At 44.3% G+C, this 19066-nt stretch carries 15 protein-coding genes, 2 tRNA genes and 1 pseudogene; 11 read left to right on the top strand and 7 right to left on the bottom strand.

The genetic code is table 11. The annotated features are described in order from the left end of the window. Positions 1-86 precede the first annotated feature (86 nt). Complete coding sequence (locus NLZ44_RS03720; RefSeq protein WP_493751887.1) at positions 87-860, top strand: DUF4114 domain-containing protein; 774 nt, start codon at positions 87-89, stop codon at positions 858-860. Positions 861-974: 114 nt separating this feature from the next. Next, a complete protein-coding gene (locus NLZ44_RS03715) occupies positions 975-2630 on the top strand; it encodes a SpoIID/LytB domain-containing protein (protein ID WP_369299682.1) in 1656 nt (551 codons plus the stop codon). Positions 2631-2712: 82 nt separating this feature from the next. Here NLZ44_RS03715 and NLZ44_RS03710 read toward each other — a convergent pair whose 3' ends face one another. Next, positions 2713-3012: a ferredoxin gene (locus NLZ44_RS03710; RefSeq protein ID WP_493751886.1), complete on the bottom strand. Its 300-nt coding sequence runs from the start codon at positions 3010-3012 to the stop codon at positions 2713-2715. A 324-nt stretch (positions 3013-3336) separates the two neighbouring features. Here NLZ44_RS03710 and NLZ44_RS03705 point away from each other — a divergent pair, with 324 nt between their 5' ends. Next, complete coding sequence (locus NLZ44_RS03705; protein ID WP_493751885.1) at positions 3337-4356, top strand: Gfo/Idh/MocA family protein; 1020 nt, start codon at positions 3337-3339, stop codon at positions 4354-4356. Here NLZ44_RS03705 and NLZ44_RS03700 read toward each other — a convergent pair. Further along, complete coding sequence (locus NLZ44_RS03700; RefSeq protein ID WP_493751884.1) at positions 4342-4512, bottom strand: hypothetical protein; 171 nt, start codon at positions 4510-4512, stop codon at positions 4342-4344. The genes NLZ44_RS03705 and NLZ44_RS03700 overlap by 15 nt on opposite strands. Before the next feature lie 325 nt (positions 4513-4837). Between NLZ44_RS03700 and NLZ44_RS03695 the strand changes: the two genes are divergently transcribed. The 3 genes from NLZ44_RS03695 (at position 4838) to NLZ44_RS03685 (ending at position 10572) form a co-directional block, all read left to right on the top strand. Next, a complete protein-coding gene (locus NLZ44_RS03695; protein WP_493751883.1) occupies positions 4838-8617 on the top strand; it encodes a hypothetical protein in 3780 nt (1259 codons plus the stop codon). Positions 8618-8835: 218 nt separating this feature from the next. Continuing rightward, entirely contained in the window at positions 8836-9012 is a 177-nt protein-coding gene (locus tag NLZ44_RS03690) for a hypothetical protein (protein WP_006619144.1), read from the top strand. A gap of 87 nt (positions 9013-9099) precedes the next feature. After that, the gene (locus NLZ44_RS03685) at positions 9100-10572 is read left to right on the top strand and encodes a peptidoglycan-binding domain-containing protein (protein WP_493751882.1); all 1473 of its coding nucleotides are present in this window, start codon (positions 9100-9102) and stop codon (positions 10570-10572) included. 115 nt (positions 10573-10687) lie between these two features. Here the strand turns inward: NLZ44_RS03685 and NLZ44_RS03680 are convergent, their stop codons facing one another. From NLZ44_RS03680 to lipA, 3 genes are all read right to left on the bottom strand, one after another. Further along, entirely contained in the window at positions 10688-11212 is a 525-nt protein-coding gene (locus tag NLZ44_RS03680; protein WP_174447168.1) for a ferric uptake regulation protein, read from the bottom strand. A gap of 152 nt (positions 11213-11364) precedes the next feature. Continuing rightward, entirely contained in the window at positions 11365-12588 is a 1224-nt protein-coding gene (gene sigC, locus NLZ44_RS03675) for an RNA polymerase sigma factor SigC (protein ID WP_493751881.1), read from the bottom strand. 754 nt (positions 12589-13342) lie between these two features. Continuing rightward, the gene (gene lipA, locus NLZ44_RS03670) at positions 13343-14221 is read right to left on the bottom strand and encodes a lipoyl synthase (protein ID WP_493751880.1); all 879 of its coding nucleotides are present in this window, start codon (positions 14219-14221) and stop codon (positions 13343-13345) included. A 90-nt stretch (positions 14222-14311) separates the two neighbouring features. Between lipA and NLZ44_RS03665 the strand changes: the two genes are divergently transcribed. The 4 genes from NLZ44_RS03665 to NLZ44_RS03650 all read left to right on the top strand — a co-directional run bounded on the left by NLZ44_RS03665 (position 14312) and on the right by NLZ44_RS03650 (position 16502). Continuing rightward, positions 14312-14385: transfer RNA gene (locus tag NLZ44_RS03665), tRNA-Pro, on the top strand. 433 nt (positions 14386-14818) lie between these two features. Continuing rightward, on the top strand, positions 14819-14992 hold the full coding sequence (locus tag NLZ44_RS03660) for a hypothetical protein (RefSeq protein ID WP_493751878.1): 174 nt from the start codon (positions 14819-14821) through the stop codon (positions 14990-14992). A 536-nt stretch (positions 14993-15528) separates the two neighbouring features. Next, positions 15529-15774: a hypothetical protein gene (locus NLZ44_RS03655; protein WP_493751455.1), complete on the top strand. Its 246-nt coding sequence runs from the start codon at positions 15529-15531 to the stop codon at positions 15772-15774. Between the two features lie 77 nt (positions 15775-15851). Beyond that, positions 15852-16502, top strand: a complete 651-nt coding sequence (locus NLZ44_RS03650; protein ID WP_493751879.1) for a hypothetical protein — start codon at positions 15852-15854, stop codon at positions 16500-16502. 642 nt (positions 16503-17144) lie between these two features. Here NLZ44_RS03650 and NLZ44_RS03645 read toward each other — a convergent pair. Both NLZ44_RS03645 and NLZ44_RS03640 read right to left on the bottom strand, forming a co-directional pair. Further along, complete coding sequence (locus NLZ44_RS03645; protein ID WP_493751878.1) at positions 17145-17318, bottom strand: hypothetical protein; 174 nt, start codon at positions 17316-17318, stop codon at positions 17145-17147. Positions 17319-17751: 433 nt separating this feature from the next. Then, positions 17752-17825 (bottom strand) — tRNA-Pro (locus NLZ44_RS03640). Positions 17826-18159: 334 nt separating this feature from the next. Between NLZ44_RS03640 and NLZ44_RS03635 the strand changes: the two are divergent. Further along, positions 18160-19025 (top strand): annotated as a pseudogene (locus NLZ44_RS03635) (IS630 family transposase). The last annotated feature ends 41 nt before the right edge of the window (positions 19026-19066 follow it).

Raw genomic sequence — 19066 nt, 5'->3', positions numbered from 1 at the left:
TAGAGTCATCAGCTAAAAAGTTATGAATCTTCCAGGACTCGCATCTTACTGAACTGCTATCTTAAAACTTACGGAGACCAACCCCCATGAAATCCACAATCCTTGCAGCATTTACAGCCGTCACAACTACCCTAGCCGTTGCTGGTTCCGCTGCTGCATTCACTATTCAACGAGCCGATGAACACTTTCAAGGGCTGATTAACTCCGGTGTTTTTAATGACTATATCCACACCGAATATCAAGCCCTAGACCCCTCATTTGTTTCTAGTCGTCAGCTAGATTTGAGTAAACTAACATTAGATTTCAACCATGAAGTGAAAGTGCATTTCCTCAGTGAGGGTGCATGGTATCGCAACCAGTTAGGTGTTTCTGCTACAGGCGCTACCAACATATCAGACACTATTCTATTTGATGATATTGTCTGCCTAACTAGCAGTTGCTCAACTAATAGGAGTTATCGAAATTCTGGCACAAACCCAACCGCTAATCCTTTACAAGCAGGTGATTTTGTCAGCTTGGGTACAGTTAACGGAGGAACTACCCTAGACTTTTTCCTAAATTCCGATGGTTATGGACGCAGCAACCCCACTCGTTTATATGTTGACTCCAGCCGGAACAGAAATGGATTCCAACAAGTGATGGCCTATGAACAATCTGGCTATCTGGTGTTAGCTTTTGAAGATATCGTCGGTGGTGGTGACAGAGACTATAATGACGTTGTGTTTGCCCTTGATATCGGCAAGAAAAATATGAATGCCATCAGAGGTGTGCAAGTTCCTGAACCTACTATGGTGTTAGGACTCCTAGCAGTTGGCGCGGCTTTCTCCCTTGTCAGTCGCAAAGGTGAACAAAAGTCTTAGGCGCGAATTTCACTCGGAAATATTGTCCATATCTCCTGTTAGATCCAATTCTAGCGGGAGATTTGGGTTTGAGCATTCATAATGGATAGCGTGTCCTGATATCTGAGAGCCGAGATGATAAACGCGATAACAGCCCCCCAACCTAACCTATACTCCCGGAGTAGTGGTCAGTCTGTTTCTAAGAGTTTAGGCAAGTTGCCAATGGTTTTAATGTTCGGATGTTTATTGGGACTGACACCGACTAAAGCGATCGCCCAAGAAGAAATTAACCCTATCCTAGAAGTAGGCGTAGTGCAGCAATTTGGTAAAACCCCCACAGATACCCTCGTCTTGCAAGCCAAACCTGGAGACCATCTCAGCCTGCGTTTTGCCACCCCCGAAGGTGAACAAGTCCTGCATACCCTCAGCGCCGTTATTCAGGTGGAAATGCAACCCCTTCCAGAACCCCAAGTTAACGAACGTCTGATTTTTAGCAGTCACCGCAGCTATGAAACCGCCGCACAGCAGGCTAACAAATGGCGAGAAATGGGCATCGAAGTTGAACTAGCGCAACCCGATGTATGGCAGGTTTGGGCTTCTCGGGAAACTTATTCAACTCCCCTGTTGCGCCGATGGTTACTAGAAAGCATAAAAGCCCAGGGCTATCAGCCTACTTTCACCAGCCAAGTAGTCAGAGAGAAACCCGTCCCCTATTGGGTGTTAGGTGGCTATCGTTACAACCGCCAAGAGTTAAAAATTGAAGCTCCCCAGAATGTCATTTCCGTAGGTAAGAAAAGAGATGACCCCCAGGCTTTAGTTTATGGAGGCAGTTTAAAACTCCAGCCAGATGCCTACGGAACCTATACCCTGGTTAACCATGTTCCCTTAGAAACCTATTTGCGGGGAGTTGTACCCCATGAAATGGGCGCATGGCCTCCCGCTGCTTCTATTGAAGCCCAGGCTATTTTAGCGCGTACCTATGTCTTGCGGAATCTGCATCGGTTTGAGGCGGACAATTATCAAATTTGTGCCAATACCGATTGTCAAGTATATAAGGGGTTAACCGAGGTTTACCCATCTACTGATAACGCTATTACTAACACCAGGGGCCTAGTGCTGACCTATGACGGGGAATTGGTCGATGCGGTGTATTTCTCCTCTAGTGGTGGCATTACTGCTAATTTTAATGATGTCTGGGATGGACCCAAGCCACCCTATCTCAGGTCAGTATTAGATACTACTCAAAATGTGTGGAACCTGGAAAGCTACAGCCTAGCTGATGAACAGAACTTCCGGCGGTTTATGAGTCTGAGGAAGGGTTTTAATGAAGAGGGTTGGAGTGATTTTCGCTGGCAATACCGAACAGATCTCAAGGCCATGACTAATCATCTGCAATTTTATCTCAAGCGTCGCAAAAGTCCCCTGGCAGATTTTAACACTATTCAACAGGTGAGGGTGGTGGAAAGGGCTCACTCTGGCCGGGTGTTGAAAATGGAGGTACAAACTGATAAGGGTGTTATCCCCATCCATAAGGATGAGGTCCAAAGTGCTTTTTGGCCTCCTATTAGTACCCTATTCTATATTGATCCGATTTATGGCCCTAACCAAACTCTGCAAGGCTATAATTTTGTGGGCGGCGGGTTTGGTCATGGTGTCGGTTTCAGCCAAATAGGATCGCATAAACTCGCCCGGTTGGGTTGGTCTAGCGATCGCATTTTGGAATTTTATTTTCCGGGGACTCAACTAGAACCCCTGAACAATTATTTAATCACTGGGCAGCAAGCTCCATAAATCCTGGCTATAGGGGAAGGAAGAACAGATCCGCTCTAACCAAAATAACCTGTTCTCCCTTCTCTGACCAGGTGGCAGAAACTTAGTAGAGTGCTTCTTCTTGGTGAGTTTGGATTGTGCAGTCGGAGGTGGGATAGGCTACACAAGTCAAAACATACCCAGCTTCGATCTGATCATCATCTAAGAAAGACTGATCAGACTGGTCAATGGTACCACTGGTGATTTTACCAGCACAGGTAGAGCAAGCACCAGCACGGCAGGAGTAGGGCAGATCTAGTCCAGCTTCTTCGGCAGCGTCAAGAATATATGTATCATCATCGCATTCGATGGTTTCGTTGATGCCTTCAGCTTCGTTAATCAGAGTGACTTTGTAAGTAGCCATTCAGTGTTCCTCTCTAGTTCTCAAAAAAAATTGATAAGAAAAACCTATATAAATCACAAGGGAATATTAGCCTAACTCCCTGTGGTCTCGGTTTTCTTCACTTTCTGATATTAAAGGAAAAACACGAGGTTGTAAAACCTTTTACGGCCATATTATGAACGGTTTTTGTTATAAATTTTTCTAATTACATCCCAATTGCTTATATCTTATCTGGCCAGCCTATAGGGCCAGGTGGTTGCACTGTCGTCAGCATAAGGGATAATAATGGATGAGCTAGGGTTTTAGGCCTTACTCAGTATCCCCCGAAAATATATCAGTCTGTAGATGACAGCCAGTAATTTTTCTAATACAATTTTCAACCCTTCCACTATTCGCGTCGGTTTAGTGGGAACTGGGTATGTTGCTAAGTCCCGCGCCCAAACCCTGGAATCTGATCATCGATCGCATTTAGTGGCGGTTACCGGTCATAGTCCTGAAACTACAGCAGCCTTCTGTCAAGAGTTTAATGCGGAATTGGTCCCTAATTGGCTGGAATTGGTACAGCGAGACGATTTAGACCTGATTATGATTAGCACCATTAACCGCGATCATGGGGCGATCGCAAAAGCCGCCCTGGAAAATGATAAGCACGTCGTGGTTGAATATCCCCTCTGTCTCGATCCTCAACAGGGTGAGGAGTTGCTCGCCTTGGCTTCACGCCGCCATAAACTCCTTCATGTGGAACATCTGGAACTTTTGGGAGGATTGCACAATGCTATTAAAGCATCTTTAGAGGCGATCGGAACCATATTTTATGCCCGCTACAGCACTATTAACCCTCAACGTCCGGCTTCTGATCGCTGGACCTACCAAAATTCTCTGTTTGGTTTTCCCTTGGTGGGGGCGCTTTCCCGTTTACATCGTTTTACTGACCTATTTGGTGCTGTGGCTTCTGTAAACGCCCAGAGTCAGTTTTGGAATGTCGATGGCGATCGCGATCGTTATCGTTCCTGTTGGTGTCAGACTCAGTTACACTTTACCTGTGGGACCATTGGTGAGGTCGTCTACGGAAAAGGCGAAACCTTTTGGGAGTCCGAAAACCTTTTTACCCTTTATGGGGAAGCCGGAACTTTGATATTTACCCCAAAAGAGGGTAAATTACTACGGGGAGATACTCCTCAACCCATTGAAGTCGGAAGTCGTAGCGGTTTGTTTGCGCGGGATACTACCATGGTTCTCGATCACCTTTTTGACGGAACCCCTCTTTATATTTCTACCGCAGATAGTCTTTATACCCTGAAAGTAGCTGATGCGGCTAGACGGTCTACTGAAACAGGCGAAACTGTGATTTTAACCCAGAGTTAATCTAATGGCATTGACCATCAGTGACAATTTCGGTATCACCATTAATAGTTGGGTAAGCTGATCATAATGTTCTAACAACATGATATTAAGATTAGCCCGCATTTGAGCCATTAGACCAAGAACAGAGAGAAATGGTAATTTAGTTGCTGAAATCATGGCTGGGTTTGAACTGTGGTGGTTGGTTTATGCTTTGATCCTATTCACAGTTCATCCCTACCGCTACCGAAATTATGACACTGTTTTAATTGGGGTCCCTAGGAACTAAATTCCCCAATCTGCCATCTATGTAACTGCTTTGGTTCCTTAACCAAGGCAATGGATGATCAGCCAGTTGATTAATTGGCACAAATTCCCCATCCTTTCGCCTGTACTAGCTTCATTATATATTTAGGCGATCGACTTGGCAAATCTTGCCAAAATCATTTTTAGATGCCAGAATGGTTCCACTCACCTATTAACATGAATTAACTATCCTTAAACTATGTCCTCACCCTGGGAACGATGGATCGCGGTTAAAGTTATAATTAATCCAGATAATCCAGATCTGTTGGATGGTTTGGAATATTGGCTAGAATTAGGTTTAATTTCCCAAGAACAGGTTAAACAACTCTGTAAGCTGCATCTAAGTCAACCCCTACCCCTACCGCCACCTTCCCGCGTATATCATCCCCCTGTTAGGGAAGATCAACCACCTATTATTAGGGAACCTCAAACTACTTTTAACGCCACATTACCGCCAAACATTCCCCCCGTAATCACCCAATTATTACAGTCTTTTAAATCTGAACTTAGTGTGCGTTGGCTGCTATTTTTAGGACTGTTTATGGTGGTGGTATCTTCCGGCGTACTGGCGGCGAGTCAGTGGGAAAGATTCCCCGCTTTTGCACAATATGGAGTATTACTTGCTTATACTTTGGCATTTTGGGTGGGTAGCCAATGGACGGAAAAACAGAATAACTTAACCTTGACTGCTGCTACTTTGCGTCAAGTTACCTTACTGTTAATTCCCCTCAATTTTTGGGCAATGGATGGCTTAGGATTATGGGGATATCCCCTAGGATGGATAACCATTGCGATCGCCACCTTCCTGCTATCCACTACCACCATTAAACTCTATTCTACACCATCAGTTACCCACAAGCTACAACTCGCCAATTTATTACTTCTCAGTTACCTTCACTGGGGGTGGAGTTGGTCAAACTTTCCCATAATTGCCATTTATTTAGCCGTAATTATCACCGCATCTATATCCTTATATACTCGCCACAAACTTAATTATCAACCCTTAGCTAATCGTGATATCGCTCTGTTAATTTATAGCCTAATTATTATCCTGGGTCGCGGCATTTTTGTCGCCGAAGTCCCGTTGAATACTTTGGGATTAGCTGTAGGTATTTGTGGATGGTTAATCTACTCTTTTTCCTCACCATTGATAAATCGTGGCGGCTACGGATTACTACTTTTAGGCTGGTTAATTTCTCTGATATCCTATCCTTGGCACGGTTTTCTAATTAGCGCCTTGGTAATTTCTATCTGGACTCAACACCTGCGAAACTCTTGGCGACGGCGGGATTTATTAGTAATCTTTACCATAGGATTACAGATGGTTTGGTTACTAGGACTCATGATTCCTAGTGGTATGAGACAAACTACTATTATCACTGCTGCTGAAATTACTAACAGCCAAAATTACCCTTGGTCACTACTTAGCTTAACCTGGTTTCCCTATCTGATTTTGATGCTGGCGGTTACTGAGTGGCTGTATCAAATACCTAAGCGTAGATTGGCATTATTTGGCGAGAAAATCGCATTATTATTAGGAGTATTTTTAGCCTTGTTGGGGGTGATTAATCCTTTCACGCGATCGCTTAATTTAATCGCCTCAACTTTCACCTTAGCCGTAGTTACTAAACGCCGAAACTATCGCCCACCATTTCGAGTATATGTAACCCATATCACCGCTTTACTAGCTTTGGTGAGTAGCATCAACTGGCTAATTCCTACTCTTAACTATACCGAGTGGTCGATAATTTTATTGTCGCTAATGGTAGCAGAATTTGGCTTATATGTCGCCAGTCATCATTACTTTATATCTCGATATGATACCCCAGATCATAGTTGGGGAAAAAGTGGTTTTTATCTAGGTTTAGTCTTGGCGGGTTGTAGCTATCTCCTACTTAGCAATAGCATTGAACCTGTCAATTTAATCTGGTTAATCACACCTTTGGGCTTGACTTTTGTCGGGAAATATGGTAGCAATTCAAAACAAAAACAATCCGCTGAATTAGCCATTGTGACTACAGTAGTCGCGCAACTCTTGACAGTCGAAATACCTGTAATTCGGGCGATATCTTTAGGTATAAGCACCGTCATAATTGCCATTAACTCCTATTATATACGTCGGCTAATTGTAGCGGCGATCGCTGTAGGGTTTGGTCTCAGTTTCTTAACGGCTATCCTCTGGGAACTCCCGATAATTTCTAGCTTAGACTGGTTACTTATTAACGCCATAGTATTTAATATTCTGTGGATATTACGGCATAATTTACTCAACCGGGAAGCCTCATTATCCCAACTCTATAGACAAGCAGCAGACCTGTGGGGAACTTCACTGGCGGCGATACAGTTACTACTGATCACCTTTCATTCTCTGTTAGTTTTTCAACAACAAATACAACCGAGTTTATTAGCTGTCATAATCATCGCTTTAACCGTAGCAGCTATAGCATTTAGGACTCAGACAGCCACTCTGTCAACTCGCAGTTTTGAATTAGGTATTTATGGAATATTTTGGGGTATACAATTACTTATATCTGAAATATTGGGATTTTTCCCCCACTCTTTAATTCTGTTGGCGATCGCTAATACAGCTTTAGGAATTATTGTCCAAATAGGCGGTGATTTGTGGCACAAAAAACACCCAGATTTGAGTCTACCCAAATCCCTGCAAGTTATCCCTTTATTATATGGTATATTGGGAACAGTTCTGCGATTTAATGAAATAGCCGTATGGACTGGCTTAAATAGCCTGGGATTTGCCTTTATTTTAATAGGAGTAGGACGGCGACATTCTTCATTAAAACCCCTAGTTTATTTGGGAATAGTCGGAGTATCCGTCGCCACCGGAGAAATGTTATTCCAGCAAGTGAGTTCCCAACCCCTAGCTAATCAATTAGTCGCCTTCACCGTATTAACTACCAGCTTCGTCTATCTGTATCGGATCTTATCATCAACCTTAGCTGGATATTTGAACCTGGCGGCGGGAGAAATTAAAGCGATCGCCCATTGCCATTGGTTAATCGCTAGTGTATTATTAGTAATATCCTGTTTTATCCCCGGAAATACCAGTCCCTTAGTAGGGTTAGGAAGTGGCATCCTTCTCAGTCGTTATGCGATCGTACAGGGTCGCAGTCATCCCCACCAACAACCACAAGATATCTGGGTTTATTTGGGTTTATTGCAAGCCGTAGCCATCCTTTCTTATATGATTGATGTCTTGGGATGGGGAAATATTCTGTTTCCTTGGATAGGTGCGATCGCTTCTATAATTGCCTATTATTTCTATATATCCCCCTGGGAAAATTGGGGATGGTCACAGACACCCTGGCGACGGTCTGCCATCATTTTCCCAATAGGATCTATGGCAATTATTCATAGTTTCATTAATCCCCCCCAACTACCCTCCTGGTATATAGCCACCGTCATCACCGCCATTTTCTATGTATTCCTAGCCGAATTAAGTAAAAATATTCGGTTTACTTACATTAGTATTTTTCTGCTAAATTGGGTAATCTTAAAAGCCATTGTATCCAGTCCAGCAGATACTTATTTCCTGTGGCTAATCACCCCTCCCGCTTTATCAATGTTATATATTCTACAAGTGGAACCCTACTTAAAAGGTTCCCAACGCCGACCCCTGCGACACCTAATCCGCATCCTCAGTATTAGCTTAATTTGCGTAATCTCCTTATTAGAAAGTCAATGGGTAGGAATTATTCCCGGTCTCATTAGTTTAATCGCCATTGGTGCTGGTTTAAGCCTAAAAACTCGTGCTTTTCTGTACATTGGCACAGCCACATTTGTCATTAATATTGTCAATCAATTAATCATTTTAAACTCAGTTTACTCCTTTTTAAAATGGATAGTAGTTTTTCTCGGCGGATTAATTTTTATCTGGGGTGCCGCCAACTTTGAAACCCGCAGAGACCAAATTCTTAGCCTATTGCAAAACTCCCTTCAAGAATTAGACAGGTGGGAATAGCCGCTAGACCTTTGAGGATGAATTGAGAGGAAATACCAGCCCCTCCTGACCCAGAGCCGATTTTGTTAACTTTCTTAAAAAACCACCAGAATTTACCCGCCGAATGTTAAGAAACTTATCTAAATTTAAACCTTAATTTCAATTTAGCAACTTTTGCATCCACCCTGTCAATCATGGTGCTACAGTGGCAGCCATTGGAATTTATCATTATAAAGACTATGTATAAACCCAAATCAGAACGTGATCCGATTGGTGCAGCCGTGACCGCTGGCTTAGGGGCTGGAGTAGCCACATCTTTCGCTGTTAGTCAAGGTCAAAGTCCTTGGGTAGCCTTGGGAATTACCGCTTTTTCAGTGATTGTAGCGATGTTATGCGATCGCGCAGGTTTGGTATAAGTAATATAATGGAAAGGGAAACCGAAACCTATGGTTTTTGGGGTTCAGTGTTTCCCTTTCCTACCTATATTTTGCTGAAGAATTATTATGGAATCTTATGCTTATCTGCACCTCGCCCTGAGTTACGAAAATCCTCAGCAACTCATTCCCAACAGAAAACTATCTAGTCAAGCCTATCGATGGCTTCTATCTCTAGGGACAATGCTGCTGGTTCTGAGTATAACTTATGCAGCCCAGGCAGTTTTAGCTATTGGGGATTTCGGACCCGAAGTTACTCAAATTCAGAACCGCCTCAGAGAATTGGGATATTTAAGCGCTAACGCCACCGGATACTTTGGTGAAGAAACTCAAAATGCAGTTATTCAGTTTCAGCGCGATAACCGTTTAGCCCAAGATGGCATAGTAGGCCCTAATACCGTTGTGGCTTTGATCGCAACCAACCAGAACCCCATTAGTCCCCCTCTCAATACTACCCCAGTCAGCGATCGCCAATTAATCGGTTTAGGATTAGGAGACATGGGACCCGGAGTTACCAGCCTCCAAAATCGCCTGCGAAATCTTGGTTTCTTCAACAACAACCCCACCGGATATTTTGGACCGATCACCCGGGATGCCGTCATTCGTTTTCAGCAAGCCAACTCAATTGCAGCCACAGGTCTAGTCACAGAAGACACCCTAGCCATTCTCAATCGCGGCACAGGTAGCCTCGCTGGAAATGTTAGCCTTGGTCCCGGTAGTTTTGGCCCTATAGTCGGCTTAGTACAACGAGAATTGCAACGACTCGGTTTTTTCCCAGGTCAAATTACCAATTTTTATGATGAGGTAACATTCCAAGCCGTTCGTAACTTTCAAATGGTGAACGGTCTCACCCCCACAGGTTTTATTGGACCCACTACCCAAAGCCTCCTCGCCAGTCAACAGATGTTGGGTCATGGTGGTATTACTTCCAACTCTACCAATGTTTCCATGAACCAATCTAATCCCTCCTCAATTCTCCTGCTCGGAAGTCGGGGAGCAGATGTAATTGCACTTCAGCAGCGATTACAGCAATTAGGGTACTATACAGGGATGATTGATGGGGTTTTTGGTGAATCTACCCGCGTGGCTGTCGTTCGCTTCCAACGGGATAATGCCATCACCCAAACAGGTCAAGTGGGACCCACCACCCAATTCCATTTAGCTAGGGCTACTATCCAACGCCCCATCATACCCGCAGTTCCAGCCGGTCCAGGGTTCGTCGTCAGACCTGTGGCAACTAATCCTAATACATATATAGCAATGGGTAACGCCGGAGAAAATGTGCGACGCATTCAAAGGCGGTTAAGGGAGTTAGGATTCTATAATGGCCCGATTAATGGTTTTTTTGACGGCCAGACCCAAAATGCTGTGATTCAATTTCAGCAAGCCTATAACATCACTACCACCGGGATTGTTGGACCGACTACAGAGACCTACTTATTTAACGTCACTCGGCCTAGTTTTGGTCATATCAATCAGCACTCTGTCAGTATCAGTTCTTCCCATACCTCGCCGGGTCTGCAACGCCAAGCACAAAAATAACAAGGGAGCTTTTAGACCCCGTATCTGTATATATTTGAGGAACCGCATCAACCCGCTGGCGATCGCCCTAGGGATAGACAGCGGTTCCTGGGACTACCACGCCGCCAAGTGAAACTCAATCAGGGTTAAGGTACTCACCGGAAGTTTCTGCGATCGCCTGAGAACAAGACCAATTACTAGAAACCAATGAAGGCCAGCCCATGCGTAAAGCCTCATGACAAACAGTATGAACTGTCAATTGGCAATCTAGTAAATGCAACCCAGATTTCTCCGCCTGCTTCAAACCGATTTTGGAAATCGACTCATTCTGAAATTCTATGGTTTTGTTACACTGTACACAGACAAGATGGTGATGATGGTGTGGGTAAGGCTGATTTATTTCATAATGCTTGTGGCCCTCTGCCAGTTCCAACTCTCGCAAAATTCCCATCCGCGCCATTAACTTGAGTGTGCGGTAAATCGTAGACAAACTAATCGTCTCCCCACGACCTTTTAACAAATCATAGAGATCCTCAGCACTGAGATGATTTCCTTTTGGCAAATTTTGAAAAACATGGAGGATAGTTTCCCGCTGAGGAGTCAGTCGCCACCCTTTGTTATTCAGTTCCGATTTAAACGAAGTCGCGGTATATAACACCATCATTAAACTATCAATAAAACCTTAATACTGACAATGATACACAAGATTTTGAGATTCTGTCAAAAAAACTAGCTTATTGATAATCAATTCTGATAAACCCAACCCTAGGGGCGAGTGTTATCTCCCATAACCCCGCCACCAAGGCTCAAAAACTAATCCAGAGAATCCAGATAATCCCGCACTCGGTTACGACGCTTAGGCTGGCGCAGTTTTTGCAGAGCCTTAGCCTCGATTTGGCGAACCCGTTCCCGCGACAGATCCAGAGCACGACCAATTTCCGCTAGGGAGTAAGGATGACCATCACCCAAACCATAACGCATTTGGATGACAGCCCGCTCCTTACCACTGAGATCGGCTAGGAGGTGCTGTAGTTCCCGATAAAGAGATTCCCGCATCAACAGTTCTTCCGGGGTGCTTTCTTCTGTTTCTAGCAAATCTCCTAGTTCTGTATCTTTGTCGGTTCCCACTTTGGTTTCTAAGGAAACTGAACGGGGAACTCGCAGCAGCACTTCCCGAATTTGATCCGGGGTCATCTTGAGCTCAGTCGCGATGTCATCAATGGTGGGGGTGCGACTTTTTTCTTGGGAAATCTTGCGCTGGGCTTTCTTAATTTTATTGAGTTTCTCGGTAATATGCACCGGAAGCCTGATAGTCCGGCTTTGAGTGGCGATCGCTCGGGTAATTCCTTGGCGAATCCACCAGTAAGAGTAGGTGCTAAAGCGGTAGCCACGGGTAGGATCAAACTTTTCTACGGCTCGTTCTAATCCTAGGGTTCCCTCTTGGATTAAGTCTAATAGTTCTAAACCACGGTTTTGATATTTTTTGGCAACTGATACCACCAGGCGCAAATTAGCTTTGATCATGTGATCTTTAGCCTGTAGCCCTTCCCTCTGGACCTGTTTTAGCTCTTCCACACTCAGGTTAGCTAGTTCCGCCCAACAGCGCTTACCCTCTGCCATAATCTGCTTGAGTTGAGCTACATTAACCCCCCCAGCCGCAGCCCAACGCTCTAAGGATGGACGATGGCTTAATTTAGCACAGAGGCGATCGCGTACTTTCAGGAGATTAACATAGGTCTGGAGTACCCCCCCCTTGGTTTCCGCCTCCGTGTCCCGCAATTCCACCAGTTGTACATAACGCTGAACTTTTTGGGCTTCTGAGACTTCCTCATCTTTTCCCAGTAAGCGAACCCGACCAATTTCTTGGAGGTACAGACGCACTAAGTCCGTAGTGCGCCTACTGCTTTGAGCCTCAGAGAGGTCAACATCACTGAAGTCAAGGCGGATGAGTTCATCTGTTGGTAGTTCCATATCCTTGTCCTTAGTTGGGAAAGTTTGGGTGGACTCTTGATCTGGGGAAGCTTTGGTGGCTGACATGATCGTGTTCTCAGTTGCTTTTGGTTAAACACAAATTGCTCTCACAGAGCCTAGGATTCAGTATTCCCAGGATGTTAAGGTTGGCGATCGCACTAGCTAATTCTTGATTCAGGTTAAGACCGCTCTTGAGTCTTTCAGTTCCCAATGTTGCCGATCAGCAATCTGAGTCATGAATTATTGGTGAGGGATACCTGAATTAGTCAGTAGATCAATAATAAGGGTTACTTTTTCAGGTCTGTTACCTAGTATATGGAAACTCCCTCATTAAAGAAGTGACCCCTATCAGTTAACAAGCTAATCTTCATCACCTGTAATGGGGGTTCCCGATCACTTTTGAAGAATCTATGAGTTTCGTAATAAAAGTTTACAATGCCCGCCTGAACCAGCAGCGATGTCAGACTTAGTTACACTGATTTGAGATTTTCTTGCCCCAAATTGTAGCAGGCTTTTTTGGAGAATTTAATCCAGTCTAACACAGTTAAGTTAAACAAATTCCCAAGCTGATCTTAAATCTCAAAAGAGGACTCCCGTTAAGCCGATCGGCTTAACGGCGAGATGAATTTTGACCAGTAACCAAACGCTCCGGAAACGAATCCTTTTGTCGGGTCCGTCAGACCTATAGCTTAGGTAACGCCACCAATAACTCCCATATTGCTGACACACCGCTAACCAAACTCCCGAAGCGAATCCTTGGGAGTGTCAATGAGATCATGATCACAATTAGCCTTTCACCTGCTACTACTTTGATGGCTGGCTAATTGGAACTGCGAGGGTAAAGCTGCATCAACTTCTGCACCTGTTCAGCATGGTAGGAACTACGAGTCAGGGGAGAAGCGACAATTTGTAAGAACCCTAGAGACTCCCCGTAGGCTTTCCAAGTCGCAAATTGTTCCGGGGGAATAAAATCAGCTACAGCCAGATGCTTAGAACTCGGTTGCAGGTATTGTCCTAGGGTCAGGATATCGCAGTCAACCTCTCGCAGATCTACCATGGCTTGGCGGATTTCTGCATCGGTTTCACCTAATCCTACCATTAACCCAGATTTGGTATATAACCACGGGGCGATTTGTCGCGATCGCCTTAATAATTCTAAACTACGGTGATAGTCACCCTGGGGACGAACCCGCCGATATAATCGTTGGACAGTTTCAGTATTATGGTTGAGGACTTCTGGTTTAGCCTGTAGAATGGTCTCTAGGGCTTCCCAATTGCCACACAGGTCCGGGATTAATACCTCTATGGTAGTTTTGGGAGATAGCGATCGTACCGATTCAATACAGCGGACAAATTGAGATGCTCCCCCATCAGGTAAATCATCCCGGTTCACCGACGTAATCACCACATGATTTAACTGCATCCGTCGCACCGCCTCAGCCAATCTTTCCGGTTCTGTCGGATCAAGAGCCTGTGGTTTTTTCTCAAAGTCAATATCACAATAGGGACAGGCGCGGGTACAAGCCGGACCCATAATCAAAAATGTAGCCGTCCCCGCGTTGAAGCATTCCCCAATATTCGGACAGGAAGCCTCTTCACAGACAGTATTTAATCCCAGATCCCGCAGGATCCCTTTGACGTTCCCAACGCGCTCGAACTGGGGCGCTTTAACTCTCAACCAATCGGGTTTAGATACCATAGTAGCTCATGATATGTTTAGCTTGATTTTAGCCAATTAGTTCAACTAAAGATATAATGTGCTATCATAGCTAAATGTGAGGTCAAACTCCGGGATGTAGCGCAGCTTGGTAGCGCACCTCGTTCGGGACGAGGGGGTCGCAGGTTCAAATCCTGTCATCCCGATTTTATCTAAACCCCTACCCTAACGGCGATTATGGGAATGTACTTAACCCGATAATCATATCACTGCACTCTTAATGCACTCCATTCAGTCTTAGCATACGGGACAATTAGTGCATATCCTTTAGCAACAAAACTTAATTATTGACGGGTTAATCAATAAGCACAACTTAACCAATCTGTCAAATATCTATATCACCCCCCTAACCAAACAAGCGATAGGTTAACTCCCTTACGATACCCGTCAAGGGTATCCCTATCGGTTCGTACCTCACCCTTGACTGCTATCGTATCGGTCGTTTCCCCAAGATGTCTGTTCCGGTTAGGGGGGAGGGTATGGCTCTCAAAATCAAGACGATAACCGTAGCCAAAATTTCCTCCAGGTCTCCGAATTGATTCGATCTGGCTAAGTCCATTCATTACAATAGGTAAACCTATGAGCGATCGCCGTAGTGATTGTCTATGGGGTCAAGCCATGATTGTTACTGGGGAGATTCTTGGGAGTGCGATCGCAAAATCTAAATCATCTCCTACCGGAACCAACCCGATATCCCTAAACATCTTTACTACTGGCGGAGACTATCGAGATGTTGAACCGATACCAGCATAATCCTCAGTAAGTCTCCATTCTATGTTGGCAATCATCAGGTGCGTAACCGATACCCACATAATCACCTTACCCAAAAATCTTAGCCGTCTGTTGTAGGTAATTTAGTTATGGGTATTATGTGGACATGATAGGGTAGGCATTCATATAAACTTCTATCAGGCCTGATACGGGATAGGGTAAACGCTTTTTTGACTTCTATCAGGCCTGATGTATCACGCCTGATACGGGAAAATACATAGACACCCCTACAGTCAGAAACCATAGGGGCCATTTTAGAGTATTGGGTTAGGTGCTAGGCGCTAGGGTTTGCCTTGCTATCGGGATTGCACCGATAAAACATAGCCATAGCGGCTTGTTGGATTTTTTCGGTTGTCACTTGGTCAGATTTTCGGTGTAATGTTGGTATTGGTAACGTGCTGTTGTGTTTGATGTATGAGAAGCTACATATATGTAGCTTCTGTTAAGTAAATCGGAACCACCATAATCGGCGAATATACTGCTATAGTCTAAATATCGAATTGAGTAAAAATAAAACTATGGCCGCTCCCAAATTGCTAAATGCTACCACGATGGAAAATCAACTACTTGAACTTATCGAGCAAACCCAGCGTATGCAATCTATCGCAGCAAATAATCCCAATGGTGCAACCGTTATCACAAGCTACACGCGTAACATGGCTACAGGTCTTATCAGTGTCTCCATGTCAATCCCTAGTGATGATGTTTTAGACCCTACAGACGGTTCTATTGACGTGGTAGCGACTGAGTTATTTGTTGATTAATAGATATTGGGTAGGTGTTAATATCATCACTCTACCTACCCTAGTTTAGATAATTTAGAAAAAAGGAAACTAATATTATGCCTTTAGACGCTGCATACGCCGCCGCAGTCAAAGGATGGAAAGACGGCCTCCCCACCGCGAAATCACCCCACCTAGGGCCTAAGCTGGTAGTTGAAGTGCCAGTTGATAAAACGTCAAAAATAGGTGTTGCATTCCCTTTGTTATTGCTGTATGTGTTAGGTGGTAGTCAAGACACATTAAAAGATGAACCTGCGGAGGTAAAAAACTTAACCATCTGGAAACCGCCAGGAACCGCTACAACACCGGTTCCCAATAGGCGTACACCCCTAAAAAGCGCTAGGGTAGTAGCCTATCGTCGCAGTGAATATAATCACTATTTCATTAAAGCCCCGTTAGACCCAGGTTATTGGTTAAAATATAAACCCAAAACCAAAGAAAAAACGTTGCGTTATATCAGTGTTAAGGCTCCCCCTATAGTAGGGATAAACTCAATGCTATATGTCTTGGCTCACTATTTCACTAAACAGCCAGCAGCACTTAAAACCCACAAGAGTATGTTTGTTATACCAGACAAAGACACATTCACTTTAGATAACCTAGGTGAATTAACTGCTGGCAGGAGTGAAGCTGAAAGTCAAGAAAAAGGTGAAATTCCGGCAAGCGCGCCAGCCGACAATCCCGGGGCTAAACAGAGCACGAAAAGCTAAATCGCCAAAAAGTAAACAGAGTGAACTAACCACTATTTTTTTAGATAGTGGCTCTTTATTTGAGTTGTCTGTGGCGATAATTTAAATATTGCACAATTATCGTATAAAGTCAATAATTGTTTTATCGTTTTTGATGATATATTTATTATTTATTTATAAGTATTGATTAATTCTAAAGTAATAATCATAAATAACAAAAAATATAAAAAACAGTGAATTGTTGCGTATTTTACTTGATTTTATGAAAAGTTCCTTTGATAGAATCGTTTGTAAATCGAGTAACAATCATCAGAACCCTAACCGTAAAGATACCCCCAATGCTGATGATTGGCGCAAACCCTAGCACCTAGCACCTAACCCAATACTCTAAAATGGCCCCTATGGTTTCTGACTGTAGGGGTGTCTATGTATTTTCCCGTATCAGGCGTGATACATCAGGCCTGATAGAAGTCAAAAAAGCGTTTACCCTATCCCGTATCAGGCCTGATAGAAGTTTATATGAATGCCTACCCTATCATGTCCACATAATACCCATAACTAAATTACCTACAACAGACGGCTAAGATTTTTGGGTAAGGTGATTATGTGGGTATCGGTTACGCACCTGATGATTGCCAACATAGAATGGAGACTTACTGAGGATTATGCTGGTATCGGTTCAACATCTCGATAGTCTCCGCCAGTAGTAAAGATGTTTAGGGATATCGGGTTGGTTCCGGTAGGAGATGATTTAGATTTTGCGATCGCACTCCCAAGAATCTCCCCAGTAACAATCATGGCTTGACCCCATAGACAATCACTACGGCGATCGCTCATAGGTTTACCTATTGTAATGAATGGACTTAGCCAGATCGAATCAATTCGGAGACCTGGAGGAAATTTTGGCTACGGTTATCGTCTTGATTTTGAGAGCCATACCCTCCCCCCTAACCGGAACAGACATCTTGGGGAAACGACCGATACGATAGCAGTCAAGGGTGAGGTACGAACCGATAGGGATACCCTTGACGGGTATCGTAAGGGAGTTAACCTATCGCTTGTTTGGTTAGGGGGGTGATATAGATATTTGACAGATTGGTTAAGTTGTGCTTATTGATTAACCCGTCAATAATTAAGTTTTGTTGCTAAAGGATATGCACTAATTGTCCCGTATGCTAAGACTGAATGGAGTGCATTAAGAGTGCAGTGATATGATTATCGGGTTAAGTACATTCCCATAATCGCCGTTAGGGTAGGGGTTTAGATAAAATCGGGATGACAGGATTTGAACCTGCGACATCCTGCTCCCAAAGCAGGCGCGCTACCAAGCTGCGCTACATCCCGTTGTACTCAAACCTCTCCATTATAGATCAGCTGACACCTATATGTCAATAGGCATTGGATGATATTGGCTTGATAGTCCCCTGGCTGAAGGCGACGGGATTCAATTGGGGAGGTTTGGTGTATAGGGGAAACCTCAGTACAGGACAAAAAAGCTGAAAGTCTTAGCCAAAAGGGAATCTAGCCGAAAATCATGAAGGGAGCGCTCCGGGCTGAGGTGAAAGTCGAGGGGTGGGGGCGTAGCGCCAAGTTGGGGTGAGAGGGTTAGATCGGAATTATAGCACAAGACAGGCAAGTTAGGACGTATAATGGAAAGGATATCTACAGAAGACCCAAAATGCCAGCCCCCTATAGTTACGACCTCAGACAAAAAGTTATTGATGCAATTGAACTAGACGGTATGCCCAAAACCTAAGCCAGTCAAGTTTTCCATGTCAGCCGGAACACCATCAATCTCTGGCTGCAAAGAAAAGAACACACCGGCGACTTCCTCCCTAAACCTAATCGCCCACCTGGTCATAGCCACAAAATTACCGACTGGAAAAAATTCAAGGCTTTTGCCCAAGAGCATGGCCACAAAACCTCCGCTCAAATGGCTCAACTTTGGGATGACGACATCTCTCCTCGCACCATATCCAGAGCCTTGAAGAAAATTGGCTTCACCAGAAAAAAAACTTACGGCTACCAAGAACGTGATGAGCAACAGCGAGAGGAGTTTATTGCTCAGATTGAACAGATGGAGCCGGAAGGGTTGGTTTACCTCGATGAAGCTGGCATGAATAGTCAAGACTCGGATTATCCTTATGGTTACTGCGAGGAAGGACAACGCTTCCATGCCCTCCAATCAGGGAAGAGGCAGGGCCGGGTGAGCATGATGGCCCCATGGTGTTATCAACAACTCTTAGCTCCGAGGGTTGTTGTAATCGGACAGTGTTTGAGTTGTGGTTGGAGTTCATCTTAATTCCAGCACTGAAGCCAGGTCAGACTCTAGTATTGGACAATGCAACGTTTCATAAAGGGGGGCGGATTGCTGAACTGGTGGAGGCAGCTCAATGCCGTTTACTCTATCTTCCACCTTATTCGCCAGACCTCAACAAGATAGAGAAATGTTGGTCGTGGTTGAAAGCCCGCATTCGCCATTGTATTGAGCAGTTTGATTCTCTCCATGATGCCATGGATTCCGTTCTAAAGCCTGCGTCCTAACCGTATTGACTAGTGCTATACCACAAACCAAACTTCCCTCT

This window comes from Arthrospira sp. PCC 9901, assembly GCF_059013425.1.
Note: the sequence above shows the minus strand (reverse complement) of the source record. Positions and strands in the feature narration are given on the sequence as shown.